This window comes from Dysgonomonas sp. 521, assembly GCF_010501055.1.
Lineage (GTDB): Bacteria > Bacteroidota > Bacteroidia > Bacteroidales > Dysgonomonadaceae > Dysgonomonas.
The window spans coordinates 25,335-39,288 of record NZ_QVMO01000034.1; the positions used below are offsets into that span (position 1 = coordinate 25,335).

General features: G+C 39.2%; 13 protein-coding genes. 2 read left to right on the plus strand and 11 right to left on the minus strand.

Translation table 11 applies throughout. The annotated features are described in order from the left end of the window. Nucleotides 1–75 precede the first annotated feature (75 nt). From D0T84_RS10860 to D0T84_RS10875, 4 genes are all read right to left on the minus strand, one after another. Nucleotides 76–684, minus strand: coding sequence for an SMI1/KNR4 family protein (locus D0T84_RS10860; RefSeq protein WP_163307898.1), 609 nt, complete (start codon nt 682–684; stop codon nt 76–78). Between the two features lie 52 nt (nt 685–736). Continuing rightward, a complete protein-coding gene (locus D0T84_RS10865) occupies nt 737–1,738 on the minus strand; it encodes a hypothetical protein (RefSeq protein ID WP_163307899.1) in 1,002 nt (333 codons plus the stop codon). A gap of 1 nt (nt 1,739) precedes the next feature. Continuing rightward, a complete protein-coding gene (locus D0T84_RS10870; RefSeq protein WP_163307900.1) occupies nt 1,740–2,363 on the minus strand; it encodes a hypothetical protein in 624 nt (207 codons plus the stop codon). Between the two features lie 194 nt (nt 2,364–2,557). Beyond that, nucleotides 2,558–3,787, minus strand: coding sequence for a CinA family nicotinamide mononucleotide deamidase-related protein (locus tag D0T84_RS10875; protein WP_163307901.1), 1,230 nt, complete (start codon nt 3,785–3,787; stop codon nt 2,558–2,560). Between the two features lie 913 nt (nt 3,788–4,700). Between D0T84_RS10875 and D0T84_RS10880 the strand changes: the two genes are divergently transcribed. After that, entirely contained in the window at nt 4,701–5,144 is a 444-nt protein-coding gene (locus D0T84_RS10880) for a lipocalin family protein (RefSeq protein WP_163307902.1), read from the plus strand. A gap of 66 nt (nt 5,145–5,210) precedes the next feature. Here D0T84_RS10880 and D0T84_RS10885 read toward each other — a convergent pair whose 3' ends face one another. The 3 genes from D0T84_RS10885 to D0T84_RS10895 all read right to left on the minus strand — a co-directional run bounded on the left by D0T84_RS10885 (nt 5,211) and on the right by D0T84_RS10895 (nt 8,077). Beyond that, nucleotides 5,211–5,984, minus strand: coding sequence for a hypothetical protein (locus D0T84_RS10885; RefSeq protein ID WP_163307903.1), 774 nt, complete (start codon nt 5,982–5,984; stop codon nt 5,211–5,213). Between the two features lie 257 nt (nt 5,985–6,241). Beyond that, the gene (locus tag D0T84_RS10890) at nt 6,242–6,766 is read right to left on the minus strand and encodes a hypothetical protein (protein ID WP_163307904.1); all 525 of its coding nucleotides are present in this window, start codon (nt 6,764–6,766) and stop codon (nt 6,242–6,244) included. Between the two features lie 75 nt (nt 6,767–6,841). Further along, the gene (locus tag D0T84_RS10895) at nt 6,842–8,077 is read right to left on the minus strand and encodes a M48 family metallopeptidase (RefSeq protein WP_163307905.1); all 1,236 of its coding nucleotides are present in this window, start codon (nt 8,075–8,077) and stop codon (nt 6,842–6,844) included. 205 nt (nt 8,078–8,282) lie between these two features. Between D0T84_RS10895 and D0T84_RS10900 the strand changes: the two genes are divergently transcribed. Then, the gene (locus D0T84_RS10900) at nt 8,283–8,996 is read left to right on the plus strand and encodes a DUF169 domain-containing protein (RefSeq protein WP_163307906.1); all 714 of its coding nucleotides are present in this window, start codon (nt 8,283–8,285) and stop codon (nt 8,994–8,996) included. 62 nt (nt 8,997–9,058) lie between these two features. Here the strand turns inward: D0T84_RS10900 and D0T84_RS10905 are convergent, their stop codons facing one another. From D0T84_RS10905 to D0T84_RS22565, 4 genes are all read right to left on the minus strand, one after another. Continuing rightward, complete coding sequence (locus D0T84_RS10905) at nt 9,059–9,784, minus strand: YebC/PmpR family DNA-binding transcriptional regulator (protein WP_163307907.1); 726 nt, start codon at nt 9,782–9,784, stop codon at nt 9,059–9,061. Between the two features lie 445 nt (nt 9,785–10,229). Next, nucleotides 10,230–11,783: an ATP-binding protein gene (locus D0T84_RS10910; protein WP_163307908.1), complete on the minus strand. Its 1,554-nt coding sequence runs from the start codon at nt 11,781–11,783 to the stop codon at nt 10,230–10,232. A gap of 76 nt (nt 11,784–11,859) precedes the next feature. Continuing rightward, nucleotides 11,860–13,608 carry a phospho-sugar mutase gene (locus tag D0T84_RS10915; RefSeq protein WP_163307909.1) on the minus strand — a complete coding sequence of 583 codons (1,749 nt, stop codon included), beginning with the start codon at nt 13,606–13,608 and terminating at the stop codon, nt 11,860–11,862. 158 nt (nt 13,609–13,766) lie between these two features. Further along, a partial coding sequence (locus tag D0T84_RS22565) for a hypothetical protein (RefSeq protein ID WP_221413132.1) occupies nt 13,767–13,954 on the minus strand: 188 nt, incomplete at its 5' end.

The following is a 13,954-nucleotide window of genomic DNA, read 5'->3' on the forward strand; positions in this document are numbered from 1 at the left end:
ACGCATCAGTAGTAAATACTAATAACCAAAATGATATTGATATCTTTAAATTTTTGTCATGTACTTAGAATTTTTCTAATAACGCCACTTATCCAATACGCCTTCTCCAAATATTTCCGAAACTATTTCTTCCGTCCATTCATCCACATCTTGCTGCTCAACACCCGACCCGAACAGATCAGACTGGCACAGGATAAGGCAACCTTTCAGGTAATCACCAAACGAAGTAAATAACTTTGTAATATACGGCCTTTCATCGTGGTCGTAATAATATATCTCTTTTGTCTCGCTATGGAAACAAAACATGTTGCCATTGCCCAGATAATCGCTGAAACTAATCAGGTATGGCAATGACTGATTATCCTCTTCTGTAAAATCAGGCCCATACTGTGGCGCGTCTTTCCATATATCTTCCAGCCAGCCCATCTCCGAAAATTCCTGTAGTTGCTCGCCAATGGGCGCAACGCCAAAGGTTTTATAGAATAATTTCAATTCGCCGGGCAAGGTTGTACCCAGCCTGTTTTCCAAATCAGAAATTTCTGCGTCTGTTTTTGAAGCGGGTAATTCATCATTCCAGTTTTCGGCCAGCGATTCTATAATAATCCGGGTATTTACTGCCCAATCCGGGTCAGATATTTTCTCAAAAGGAATTATTATATCCGATTTCTTGTTTATGTCAATCATATATTTCTTAATTAGTAGTTATGCAATTCCAATATAATTAGATAAATTTATTTTAAATTGTTACACCAGCCAGACCAGGCTGCATATATGCCCAATTATTATCTTCTACAAATTTCTCTATAATAGAAGTTTCCTTATTGTTTTTACGGAAATTAATATAAACAGATTCAAGTTTTCTCAACTTGGTTAATGGAGTAAAGCTCGAAGCCACAGGAAATTGTAATTCGGTAAGCATCAAACCTCTAAGCTTTTTTAAGTCATATATATATTCCAAGCCGTATTGCAAATTAGGACTTCCCACTATTTCCAGTATTTCCAGTTCTGATAATTTAGAAAGATTCGGAATTGTGTCAAACTGAAATATCCAATGCAGAGTCAGCCTCCTCAAATTTATCATATCCGAAATAAAGGTAAAGTCTTCACAGTTCTTTATCTTTTTCAGGTACAGTGATTGAAGATTAGGGAATAGTTGTGGTAATAACTCAGATGAGATTAACTTTTTATCGATACTAAAAAATTTAAGAGCAGGACAGAGTGGAGTTTTTGCCAAATCAAATTCAGGAACATACAAGAATTCTAATGATGTGATTATATCATTTATTACCTCCTGTTGTTTTTTGTTCAGTCCCAAATCCAGTTTTAGCTTTTTGAGGTATTTCAATTGTCGCAAAGGTTCAAATGATATAGACTTTTTGAATAAACCCAGCGTATAAAAATAAGTCAATAAAGGTGTGTTTGTCAAAAAATCAAAGCTCTCTATCGCTTCTTTATATTCCTGATTTAATATTCCCAGATTTTTTACATTTGGTATATATTTCAGAATATCCAGATTATAAATCAATCCTTCCTTCTTTTCCAAATAATTGACACCATACTGTAATGCTATAGTATAATCCTGCTTTAACAGGATTCTATTCAAAGCATGCAACTGCTCTTCTGAAAATCCAATATAACCGCTTATATCTATAGATATTTCGGCAGATGTCTTTTCGGACAATTGTTCTATCTCGTTTGCTGTATACTTATGTAAATATATTATATCTTTCCAAGCCATATTATATTTTGTTATCCAACTCCTTAAATTTATCTATCACACTTAAATCATCGTTTAAGTTCTTCTCTAACCAACCTTTTACCGCATCAAAACCTTGCAGTGCATAAATAATAGAGGCTACTTCTAATTTATCACTATATTGCAGGCTTCCCCACAGCCTGTTTTTCAGAAATGGGTGCTCATTCAGTATCCCTTCATAGATGCTGTTCAAATCAGGGAATATCTCTATCAGATGGAAAGCGCCGCTTATCAATTCTTCTTTTATTTCACTCACAACGCTTTCCCTGTTCACATTTTGTTTGTAACAGACCGACAAATAATTGTCTGACGGGGAGAAGTGGCTTATACTTCCTGCCAATATAGGATAATCCGACAAATGGTCTGTAATGATACTTTTATATATTTTCCTTACCTCCGGATAATACAGCCCAATGAAACAACTGACGTAAATAGTATCGGGATCATTTCCATGCTGTCTCCCTTGAAAAGATATTTGTTCCTGACGTTTATAGTCCGTTTTATACTTACGCACAAAAGAAAACTGCCTGCCACGCCTTGTAAATCCTTTTTCGAGCAGGAAGGGCTGTAAATCATCAACTATTTCGGCGAGCTTATCTTTCATCATCGTTCAATATGGTTTCTGATACAGGAATTCGGTATTCAGTCTATCGAAACCTATATTTTCCTAATAGTTTTGTGTATTTGGTAAAAATAAGATTTATATTCCGGAAAAAATCATACTTAGCCATGATAAACGAATAAAATGCCTCAAAAGTAAAACATTTTGAGGCATTTTATCTCGATGATTTTTATATTATCCTAACCATTCTCCACCATTTCCAGCAACTGCAACATTCCGGCATTTGACGCGCGCATGATATTAGAATCCCTGTATTTGCCGAACTGATACTTTCTTGCTACATATTTATCTTTATAAGTGGTGCAAATCCAGACTGTACCAACAGGCTTTTCGTCTGTGCCCCCATCAGGCCCTGCAATACCCGTTATAGCAATACTACAATCTACATTTAATACACGTTGAGCTCCTCTTGCCATTTCTATGGCTACAGCTTCGCTTACCGCGCCAAACCTGTTCAAGGCTTCCTGTGACACCTGTAGTATATTTACTTTTGTTTCGTTGGCGTACGAAACGACAGAGCCTTTAAAATAATTGGAGGAACCGGCTACAGATGTTATCATGTGCGCTATGTTACCACCTGTACAGCTTTCGGCAGTAGCCAGCGTCAGGCCTTTTTCGAACAAGCGTTCTCCGAGTATTTTTTCTACAACAATATCCTTTTCTGCAACAATAGCTTCGCCTAATAATCCTTTCAACTTCTTTACCTGTTCATTCAATTCCGGTAAACGCTGTTCGCCACGGACAAACAAACGCAGCTTCATCAGCCCGAGTGAAGGCAAGTAAGCCAGTCCGAATCCTTCAGGCAGGTTATCTTCAAAATCGGCAATATGCATAGCCAGTGCCGATTCGGTATATCCTTTTACAATAAATACCCTTTTAAGATATGCCTCAATCTCAAATTTTTGTTTCAGACGCGGCAATATCTCATTCTCCATTATATATTTCATTTCATGGGGTACTCCGGGCATCGAAACCAACACTTTTCCTTTATGGTCGAACCATGTAACAGGAGCCGTCCCTACCCTGTTTTGTATTACCGTACAGTCTTTAGGCACATAAGCCTGATTACGTGTCAGTTCGTTCAGCGAGGTAAAACTGGAAACCACATTCTTTATATTTTCCAGCACCGAATCGTCGAATACAAGTGTAGTACCGAAGTAATCGCAAAGCGTTTTCTTTGTTATATCGTCTTTTGTAGGGCCGAGGCCTCCGGTCATCAGCACTACGTCTACGCGCTGAAACACATTGTCTATCGTGTCTTTAATTTGTTGGGCATTATCGCCTATCGATTGTATTTCTTCTACTTCGAATCCTGCCAGGGTAAGTTGATGAGCCATCCACGCAGAATTGGTATCTACAATCTGGCCTATCAGAATTTCATCTCCTATAGTAACTATTGCTGTTTTCATTGTTTTATGAAGTATTTTTTTTGACTGGTGCAAATGTACAACTTTTTAAGAACAATGATAAAACCAGAGCAACAGTACCAAAATTGATTTTGATCTTATAAGGTCCGGTTCCGGTTCTTTTTTGCAGTATATCCATCAACCCCCCGCAAGGGGCATACTTTATTTACTGTATGTAAGCCTAACGCAACATGCGGACGAAAAGATAAAAGTCTACTTAACTGAAAGGCAAGATAATATAATATACTATCCTGTCTTTCAGACAGTAGTTACTAAGCATTTTGATCTCCGCAGGTAGGTGGCCCAATGTCATCAAGTGAAGCATCTCTTTTCTTTAAAGCAATTTGACTACACGAGATGCTTCGTGCCTCTGCATGACAGAGAGGGTAAAATGCTGTTTACCCAAGGCGACGCTTCGCTTGCCATTGGGCTGAAATAATAAAGGCTTTCAGCCTTAACTTAGTGACATTGGATCGGAGACCTACGGCTCTGGAATAGGGCTTTTCAAGCCAGTTTCAATATTTTTTGTCATGTGCTAAAACGGAATATATAAAAAAAATCATCCGATTTTGGTGGGGTTGCCCTGATGGTAAGTACAGAACACGAATTAGTTTATATTATTATTTAAATGTATATATCTGATTATCAGTATTAATATAAATATGGATAATACAAACTAATTTCAACTTAGTACTTAAACGAAAATAATTAATGTTAAACAATCATCATTGTGTCATAAATACATATTTAATATATATCTTTGTAGCAGATAAGAGTTCCAAACTATATTAAAACAATTTTCAGATTCACAAACAACAAGAATCTTATTGACTGGTAACCCAGCCCCATCTTATATAATAATATGCCAAGATGGTGATTGTATAGAATCCTGAATTATATAAAAACTATTTCACAAATGAAAAAGACTGTGCTTTTTAGCATGTTTGTGATGCTATTTACCATCACTTCATGTACGGATGAGGGTAATGAAAATCAAGATCCTATAGTCGGCAAATGGATTGCAACTAACGTAAAATCGAATGGGATACTGATTGAATGGAATCCGGCCACCAAACAATCGGCTGCTACTGAAGATACTTCATCAAACTGCTATCTGGATAGTTGGATCAAATTTAACGATAACAAGTTAGTTGAAATGTTCGATGCCTGTGAAAACAAGTTATCCGCAGGCACATGGAAACAAAACGGAAAACAGCTAACGATAGATATGGCATATTATCCATCTACCATAGAAATCATAAACCTGACAGGGAATAGCATGAAATGTACGATGAAAGTATTTTATAATGAGTATACACATGAGGAATTTGAGATATTCTACGAAAGAGTAGATTCATAGCAACTTTTATTCAAAACTTCCGTGGGAGCTACAGGCTGAGATAGTTTGTAGCTTCTTTTTTTATTCTCAAAAACCCGTGGTCAACAGTCCCCGTGCTCCTTTCATTCCACACTTCTGATACTTATTGTAGGCAGTGGCGGCAGCCTCACGGACAGAAGCGGCGCTTCCCCCATCGAGGTAAACAGTTATAGCGTCATGCAGTGTGTATGCTTCGGGGCTCATCAGGTGTGTAGACCACAACAAAGGGTTCGCCTTTGCTGACTGCAAGTAAGGTGTAAAAAAACGCTTACTGTAACAGGCAAGGATGATGGCATCCCGCTTTTTTCCATCAGTATTTTTGTATGTATTGGCTAAAGAAAAATCCATCAGTCCGTTGTGCCCTATATATGCTACAAGTTTTGCTTCCCCGTACAATCCCAGATCTGTATTATCATCCAGCTTAATTGTACTTTTCTTGCTACCCGCGCATGATTCCAGAAAGTCGATTGTGCAATCGCTTATATATTTACCGTCATACGCATCGGCTATCAGGTAACAATTTTTTGTTTTATGCTTGAAAACAATCCGTTCGAGACAAATATCGTCAACATTCTTGTAGCGTTTGACTTCCTTCCAGTCCGCACTCTTCCTGAAGTATGTACGGATGCCATACCCGCATCCCCAATAAAGGTTGTTATCCGGGTCTTGACCGTTCCCTATGCCTTTCGGAACTTTTACTATGCCCTGATACTTGTTATCACAAAGGGCTACCATAACATGAATAGTTTGTATCTGCTGGGCCGATGATACCGATAATAGGAACAGGAAAAAGCTAAATAAGAAGATGACCTTTTTTCTCATAGTTTATATTTTTAAGTGTTATTAATATCGTAACGATATTAATAGAGAGAAAAAAGAATGAAATTCCATAAGAAACTGTTTAAATTTTATTCGTTCAAATTTTTATAGATGTTTTAGAGATGTTTTTTTCTTCCTCGAAACGATAATAGCGGGCTATTTGAGTTGAGAGAAAGGAAAAAACAGCCAAAAACAGCCTAAAAATGAACGAAGAAAAAGATATAATAAAATATTCGTATAAAATTTAAACAGTTTCTAAATCAATCGCTAAATAAATAACGCTGTACTAAATCCATAAATACTTTTTTATCAGAACGACGCTTTTTTATCATTTTCCGCCACAGGTTTTCCGAAAATTCTATTTTATTTCCCCGGCTGTCCTCATAAATCATTTTATCAAAAATATCTTTCTTCAAAGATGCTTTTTCCTGCTGATTATTCTCATATTGCTGATAGCCGAAAATATCTATTTTATATTTTTCTTTATAGTTTGATAATTCTGCACACATATCTATCAGCCACATAAAGGCTTTAGTATCGTTTTGCTTAAAATCTCTGAGTATATCGTTCCAATATTCTTTCGAAAACTCTACTTCATTATTCCTGTTATCCGTGTATATCCAGGCATCAAAAACATCTTTTTTTAGTGAGGCTTTCTGGTTGTTATTGCTTTCATATTGCAAATATCCAAAAATATCTTTTTCTATCTTTACTCCTTTCCCAAACTGAGGATAAGCACTCAAAGCGGTAAATGCAAACAGGATAATTATGTATATACCTTTCATACGTATTATCATTAAAGATTGTACATCATGTTTAATAATAAGACGTAGTTAGCAAGCAAAGGTTTAAACGAAACACTATTTTTTCATAGCTTCTATCCGCTGCAACAATGTGGGATGCGAATAATAAAAGAATACAAACAAAGGGTCGGGATTCAGATTACTTAACGACTTTACTGACAATTTCTTCAGGCCGTTAATCAATGAATCAGCCAATCCGAAACCCGCGGCATAAGCATCGGCCTGGTATTCATTCTTCCGGCTATGGATAGACGAAAAGATACCGATAACCAACGAAACAGGAGTAAACAGAACAGAGAAGGCGATCAGCCCCAAGTGGAATGACGCTGTTTTCCCACCAAGGGCGACAGCAATATCCTGATTTCCAAGAAACAGGGAAAGTAAAAACAAGATAACACCTGTATAGCAGATCGAAATAAGCATTCCCTGCAATGTATGCTTTTTCTTATAATGTCCTATTTCATGCGCCAGCACGGCTACTATTTCGTCTGTATCCAGATCATTTATCAATGTATCGAATAAGACAATGCGCTTCTTTGCCCCCAAACCTGTAAAATAAGCATTGGCTTTGGTCGAACGTTTCGAAGCGTCCATCACATAAATGTTGTTGATAGCAAATCCCGCTTTTTGGGCAAAGGCTTCTATTGCATCGCGCAGTTCGCCTTCTTCCAGTGGTGTTTGTTTATTAAACAATGGTACAATGATATTGGAATAGAACAAAGTCATAAACAGGGAAAAAACCGTTACCGCACCCCATGTGTAGAGCCATGCATAATCGCCCAATGTATTATAAAGCCATACAACCAACGCCAAAACGGCACCACCCAGAATAGCCGTCAGTAAAAGCCCTTTTAGCTGGTCGAGCCAGAATGTCTTTTTAGTGGATTTATTAAAGCCGAAACGTTCTTCAATAACAAATGTGCCATAATAATCGAACGGAAGGGTAATAATATCATTTACAATATAAATAGCGCCAAAGAAAGCAAGGGCTAAAGGTATCTCACTGCTGATGCATTGGCGCAAAAGTTCATCCAGCCACCCGAATACGCCAAAACACAATACAAACAAAAGTATAACGAACGAAAACAAACTGGTATATAACCCGAAACGGCTGTTTACTTTCTGGTATGCCTGTTGTTTTTCATATTCTTCCTTATCATAAATACCTTCCAGTTGCGCCGGAATTTTGGGGCTCATCCGCTTCCGGTTGCGATAAGCCAGATATTGCGTCCAAAAGAAATCGAGGACAACAATGAGTATAATCAACAGCAAATACTGTGTATCGCTCCTCATTCCAAGCCTCCTTCCTTTTCAGCCCAATTCTGCTTGCATCCAAATAATATTAATAAGAGTGCAGCATATAATATTACTCTCATATCCATAAGTTTTTGGCAAAGATAATACTTTATGTTCAATTGGATCACACACATTTTTTAACTCAGACTTATTTACCACAACAAATAAATTCAATATATTTATCATATAAAATCACATTACCATGAAAGCAGCAGATCTGATAAACAAATTACGCACAGGGTTCGGAGACAAGATGGAACTACCCATCGCATTCTGGTATTCGGAAAATCCGGAGCCAACGCCGCAAAAAGTAAACGGTTGTTATTTCAAGGCATTGGATGCAACCCGAAAAGGTACGCCCATTACTCTTGATGTAAACACAATAGGCTGTATGGGCGGGAAATTCTATACCGGATTCTGCGAGTTCGCTGAGAATATGATCCCCAACTTTGTTTCCCTCAAAGAAAAGTATAAAAAGACACCCCGGATGGTTACAGAATTCGCGACAGGAATAGGGAACGGACAGACGGACAAGCCTTACCTGCACTTTGCCCGTATCGACAGCTTGGATACATTAGACCAAACCGAAGGTCTTATCTTCTTTGCTTCTCCTGATGTGCTGACCGGACTTTTTGCATGGGCTGTATTCGATACAAACGAACCGGATGCAGTTTGTGCTCCTTTCGGCTCAGGATGCAGTTCGACAGTATCACAAATAGTAGCTGAGAACCTCAGGGATGGGCGACGTTGTTTTATAGGATTAATGGATCCTTCAGTACGCCCCCATGTAGAACCGGATATACTTAGCTTTGCTATTCCTACACCACGGATGAAAGAAATGTATGAGACATTTGACGAATGCTGCCTAGTGAATACACATGCGTGGAATAAAGTGAGAGTTCGTATAAATGAGTAAACATAATCACAAAAAAGGCTGCAAATTAAATATTTACAGCCTTATATATCTATAGCTATTGATCATTCCACAAAATCTTCCTTCATATTATGGAATACATTCTGAACATCTTCATCATCTTCAAACTTATCCAATAGTTTTTGAATCTGTTCCTGCTGTTCCTTTGTCAATTCCTTTAAGTCGTTCGGGATACGTTCAAATTCCGCGCTGTGAATATCAAAGCCATTCTCTTCCAGATATTTCTGGATTTCGGAATAAGACTTAAACTCGCCGTAAAGTATTATGTCATCTTCATCTTGTTCCACTTCATCAACCCCGTAATCAATCAGTTCCAATTCCAAATCTTCCAGAGAGACACCTTCTTTTGGAGCAATCTTAAATACGCACTTATGGTCGAACAGGAATTCAAGGCTACCGGATGTACCTAAAGAACCGTTATGCTTATTGAAATAGCTGCGCACATTAGCCACTGTACGGGTAGGATTGTCTGTAGCGGTTTCTACTACTATAGCGATACCAAAAGGGCCATATCCTTCGTACACTACTTCTTTATAGTCAGCTTCGTCTTTCGATGTCGCCTTCTTTATGGCACGTTCTACATTTTCCTTCGGCATGTTCTCCTTTTTCGCCTGCTGCATCAACACACGAAGACGGGGATTTGTATCAGGTTCAGGGCCTCCTTCCTTGACTGCTATAGTAATCTGCCTTCCTAACTTTGTAAACACGCGGGCCATATTCCCCCAGCGTTTCAGCTTTGTCGCTTTGCGGTATTCAAACGCTCTTCCCATAAATATCTTTATATAATCATTATAAGTAAAAGATAGTGTCCATTATCATATTTTCAATTATAACACACAGTAAATGTTATAGATGGACTGACAATAAACAGGCCAGCGGCCTTAATCTCTATTTTTCGATATGCAAAAGTATAAAAAATATTGTAATAAGACGGATTCGTTCAAAATGAATTAACAAGGCAATTAACCGAATTTCCCGTATTATTAATCGGATACGAGCCTCAGTCTGCTATTTAGGCAAATCGAACGCCACTTTCAAAGCTTGCATATCTTCCCCGGAAGTTTCTTCCGGCTCCATACATCGCACCTACTTTTGAGAACGGGGATTCGCTCAAGCAACTTTTAGCCTGTAGCAAATACATGTTGTTCAAGAAAATATCATCAAAAACGCCCCAAAGTCTATGATCCTGAGGCGTAATGTTTTATAGCGTTTTTTTTATGAACGTAGTTCCAGTACAAAGCGGCTACCTTTATTATATGTTTCATCCAGTGTAAGGCTTCCGCTCATTTTCGTTGCGATAAGCGAACATATAGGTAAGCCCAGGCCATCGCCGTCTGTCAGATTTCTTACTTCGGTAAAAGGCCTGAACAGGTTCTCACGCAACTCTTGCGGAACGCCTGAACCGCTATCGGTAACAACAAATTGATAGATACGTGCTCCCCTCCGTTTGAAGTCGAGGATAATATAACCTTTCTCGGTATGTTGGGCGGCATTCATCAACAGATGTTGCAGGATGCGTTCTACCTGTTCCTGATTTGTCTTTATCTTTAAGGAAGGCGCATTAACCGTAATCGAAATTTCCGGCTTTACATATTCCCTGATCGTATCCATACTTCTCTGGCAAAGAAGGTTCACATCAACATCCTCTGTTTCATAAGATTCGGCTAGAGAATTTTCCAAAGCTGACAGTTCCTGTATATTGTCACAGAATTTTTGCAGGGCACCAACCTGACCCTGTATCTGTGCTGCATGCTCCGGTACTTCATCCATTATCCCGCCTGCCGATTCAGATATGGCATTCAATGTCGGTTCCATTTGCCCCGATATATTCCGTATAAATTCGGATTTCAACTCATTGTGTTCGTTGGCAGTCTGTATGCCTTTCTTTAATGTACGGTTGCGTGCCATAAAGCGCAATAAGACGATAGCGAGGAAAACTAACGCTCCTGCCAGAATAGCCGAAAGGATGCAAAGCCCTACGATAATATACATTCTCGACGACAAGGCATCGTCTTTTTCACCGATAGTACGCAGGCTGTCGTCATACTTCTTTATCTGCATATCAAGCTCATCTTTGGCTTTCAGGTCTTTTACCGAATCGGTCCAAAGCATATAACGTTCGTAAGCGAGGCTGGCCAGCAATGTGTTGTTCTTCTCTTTGGCTTTCTCTATTATCTCGCGATATACTTCACTGGCTTTGTCATACTCCTTGTTCTCTTTAAATTTATTAATGAGCTTCTGTATGGAGGCATTACCCTGCGCATTCATACCGAACGCGTAATAATAATCGGCTTCAGAGTATAGCTTGACTCTGTCGAGAGAATCGTTTTTTGCCTGCGCGGCGATTTCTTCCAACTTACTTAACGTGCTCTTTGCCCGTTCGGCAGCCTTCATCCTGGAGTATACCTGCAGACGCTCGTTAGTGACGGCAAATTGCAGGTTGTAAAGCGGCTTGTTTAGTTTCGTTTCTCCTGTCGAAATCAGGTATTCCATATTCTGGAAGAGGTTAAAAGCTTCCGTATAGTAGTTCTCACGTGTATAAAGGGCGGCGGCTTGAATACCGCATTCTACGGCCTTTGTATAGTCGCCCTGCGCGGCATAGGCATTGTAAGCCCGCTTATAGGAGTAACGTGCTGTCATATACTCTTTTTGTTTCAGACTACTTTCTCCGAGGCTCATCAGCTCACTGGCGCTGTACTGTGTTGTCTGCGCAACGACACTACCTATTGAGGATGAGATTATTATAAGAAATACAATTACTGCTTTCATGTCAATAAAATTTTAAATAAAAAAGCACCTCAAAATCCACAAACTTTGAGGTGTCAATATATTTTTAGGATATATTCTAAATACCCAGGTCTTTGCACACCTGTTCTACCTTCTTTTCTGTGGCTGCATCTACAGCGTCAAAGTCGGCTCTCGATTTCAGCTTACTTTGCACTTCGATGTAAAACTTTATTTTAGGTTCTGTTCCCGAAGGGCGGATCGAAACTTTGGTCTTATCCTCTGTAAAATACTGCAATACATTTGATGTAGTCGGCATTTCCAGCGTATATTCTTCATTTATGTCCAGATCCTGCGCTTTTAGAGTAACAAAGTCTTTTATAAGTATGACTTTCGAACCTGCAATGCTCTTAATCGGGTTTTCCCTGAAGTTTTTCATCATTGCTTCTATTTCTTCAGCGCCGCTTCTTCCTTCTTTGGTTACGGAGATACCTTTTTCTTTAGAGAAACCGTATTCAACGTAAATATCCTGTAGCATTTCATACAATGTCTTACCATTATCCTTTGCCCATGCAGCGATTTCGCCAAACAGGATGGCCGCAGAAACAGAATCTTTGTCGCGTACAAAATCTTCGGCTAGGAATCCGTAGCTTTCTTCGCCTCCGCCAATATATTTACGTTTACCTTCCAGTTCGCGCATAACGGCGGCAATCCATTTAAATCCGGTGTAGCATTCAAACATCTCTACACCATTCTTCTCAGAAATGACCTGAGTAAGCGCACTGGTAACGATAGTGCGTACTGTATAGTCTTTCTTATTGAGTAATCCCAGTTCTTTCCGGCGGGTAATAATATAGTAGATAAGGATAATCATTGTCTGGTTACCGTTGAGCAGGATAAGCTCTCCTTTATCATTGCGAACTCCCGCGCCAAAACGGTCGGCATCGGGGTCTGTGGCAAAGACCAGTTCCGCGTTTGTTTCCTCAGCCTTTTTCACGGCAAGGGCCATAGCTGCCGGGTCTTCCGGATTAGGGGAGATCACGGTTGGGAAATCGCCACTCAGCACGTCCTGTTCGGGTACATTGATAACATTGGTAAACCCGCATTCTTTGAGTGCCTTCGGTATGATCGTAAACCCTGTTCCATGAAGGGGAGTGTATACGATACCTATGTTTCCGTGGCGTTTGATGGCATCAGGAGAAAGGAGTAATGATTTCAAATCGTTGATGAACGCATCGTCCATATCTTTTCCTAACGATTCGATGAGTTTTTTATCGCCGCCTTTAAATTTAATCTGGTCTACACTTACACGGTTTACTTCCGCTATGATGTTCTTGTCATGTGGCGGGATAACCTGCGCACCGTCTTCCCAATATGCCTTATAGCCATTGTATGCTTTAGGATTGTGCGATGCTGTAATCATAATACCGCTCTGACAGCCCAGTTTGCGGATCGCGTAAGAGATTTCGGGTGTAGGGCGCAAGTCTTCGAAGAGGTACGCCTTGATACCGTTCGCGGCGAATATTTCAGCAGATATTTCCGCATACTTGCGGCTGTTGTTGCGGCAATCGTGCCCTATTACAACTTTTATTTCTTTCAGTGAAGAAAATTCTTTCAATAGGTAGTTGGATAAGCCTTGCGTGGCTCCACCTATAGTATATATATTGACACGGTTGGTGCCGACACCCATTATACCGCGAAGTCCTCCAGTTCCAAATTCAAGGTCTTTGTAGAATGCTTCTATTAATTCAGTTTTGTCCTCTTTATCCAGCAATGCCTGAACATCTTTTCTTGTCTCGGCGTCATACTTGTCCGATAACCATGTTTTAGCCTTGGCCGTTACTTGCATTAGTAATTCATTACTTTCCATGCTTTCTTTTCTATTTTAGGTTGTTATATTGATTCATTGAAAAAATGAACAGCAAAAATAATAATTTTTTTGCATTAAGAGAGTAAGAAAACGGCAGAAATGTAGCAAGCTTATGTGCAAACGTTTTCTTTTAAATTAGTTTATATTATGTAGAATCATCAATTGCCGCTACGCCGTTTGCTGTTTACAGTCCCATGCGGAATAAATAACACACCCTCGTTGGACTTGAATATTCTTGTCCCTGTGCTTACACACAGGGCTATAAACAGAAAACCGCTACGCGGTAATCCTACACAACACCAATATCTTTGCCGTGCACTATAAAAAGTGACAAAAGTGACAGGGG

Excerpts from the sequence above, each read along its gene's own strand:
- D0T84_RS10915 (WP_163307909.1), bottom strand. The coding sequence starts at position 13,608 with ATGGAAAGTAATGAATTACTAATGCAAGTAACGGCCAAGGCTAAAACA.
- D0T84_RS10910 (WP_163307908.1), bottom strand. The coding sequence starts at position 11,783 with ATGAAAGCAGTAATTGTATTTCTTATAATAATCTCATCCTCAATAGGT.
- D0T84_RS10880 (WP_163307902.1), top strand. The coding sequence starts at position 4,701 with ATGAAAAAGACTGTGCTTTTTAGCATGTTTGTGATGCTATTTACCATC.
- D0T84_RS10870 (WP_163307900.1), bottom strand. The coding sequence starts at position 2,363 with ATGATGAAAGATAAGCTCGCCGAAATAGTTGATGATTTACAGCCCTTC.
- D0T84_RS10865 (WP_163307899.1), bottom strand. The coding sequence starts at position 1,738 with ATGGCTTGGAAAGATATAATATATTTACATAAGTATACAGCAAACGAG.
- D0T84_RS10905 (WP_163307907.1), bottom strand. The coding sequence starts at position 9,784 with ATGGGAAGAGCGTTTGAATACCGCAAAGCGACAAAGCTGAAACGCTGG.
- D0T84_RS10900 (WP_163307906.1), top strand. The coding sequence starts at position 8,283 with ATGAAAGCAGCAGATCTGATAAACAAATTACGCACAGGGTTCGGAGAC.
- D0T84_RS10885 (WP_163307903.1), bottom strand. The coding sequence starts at position 5,984 with ATGAGAAAAAAGGTCATCTTCTTATTTAGCTTTTTCCTGTTCCTATTA.
- D0T84_RS10890 (WP_163307904.1), bottom strand. The coding sequence starts at position 6,766 with ATGAAAGGTATATACATAATTATCCTGTTTGCATTTACCGCTTTGAGT.
- D0T84_RS10875 (WP_163307901.1), bottom strand. The coding sequence starts at position 3,787 with ATGAAAACAGCAATAGTTACTATAGGAGATGAAATTCTGATAGGCCAG.
- D0T84_RS10860 (WP_163307898.1), bottom strand. The coding sequence starts at position 684 with ATGATTGACATAAACAAGAAATCGGATATAATAATTCCTTTTGAGAAA.
- D0T84_RS10895 (WP_163307905.1), bottom strand. The coding sequence starts at position 8,077 with ATGAGGAGCGATACACAGTATTTGCTGTTGATTATACTCATTGTTGTC.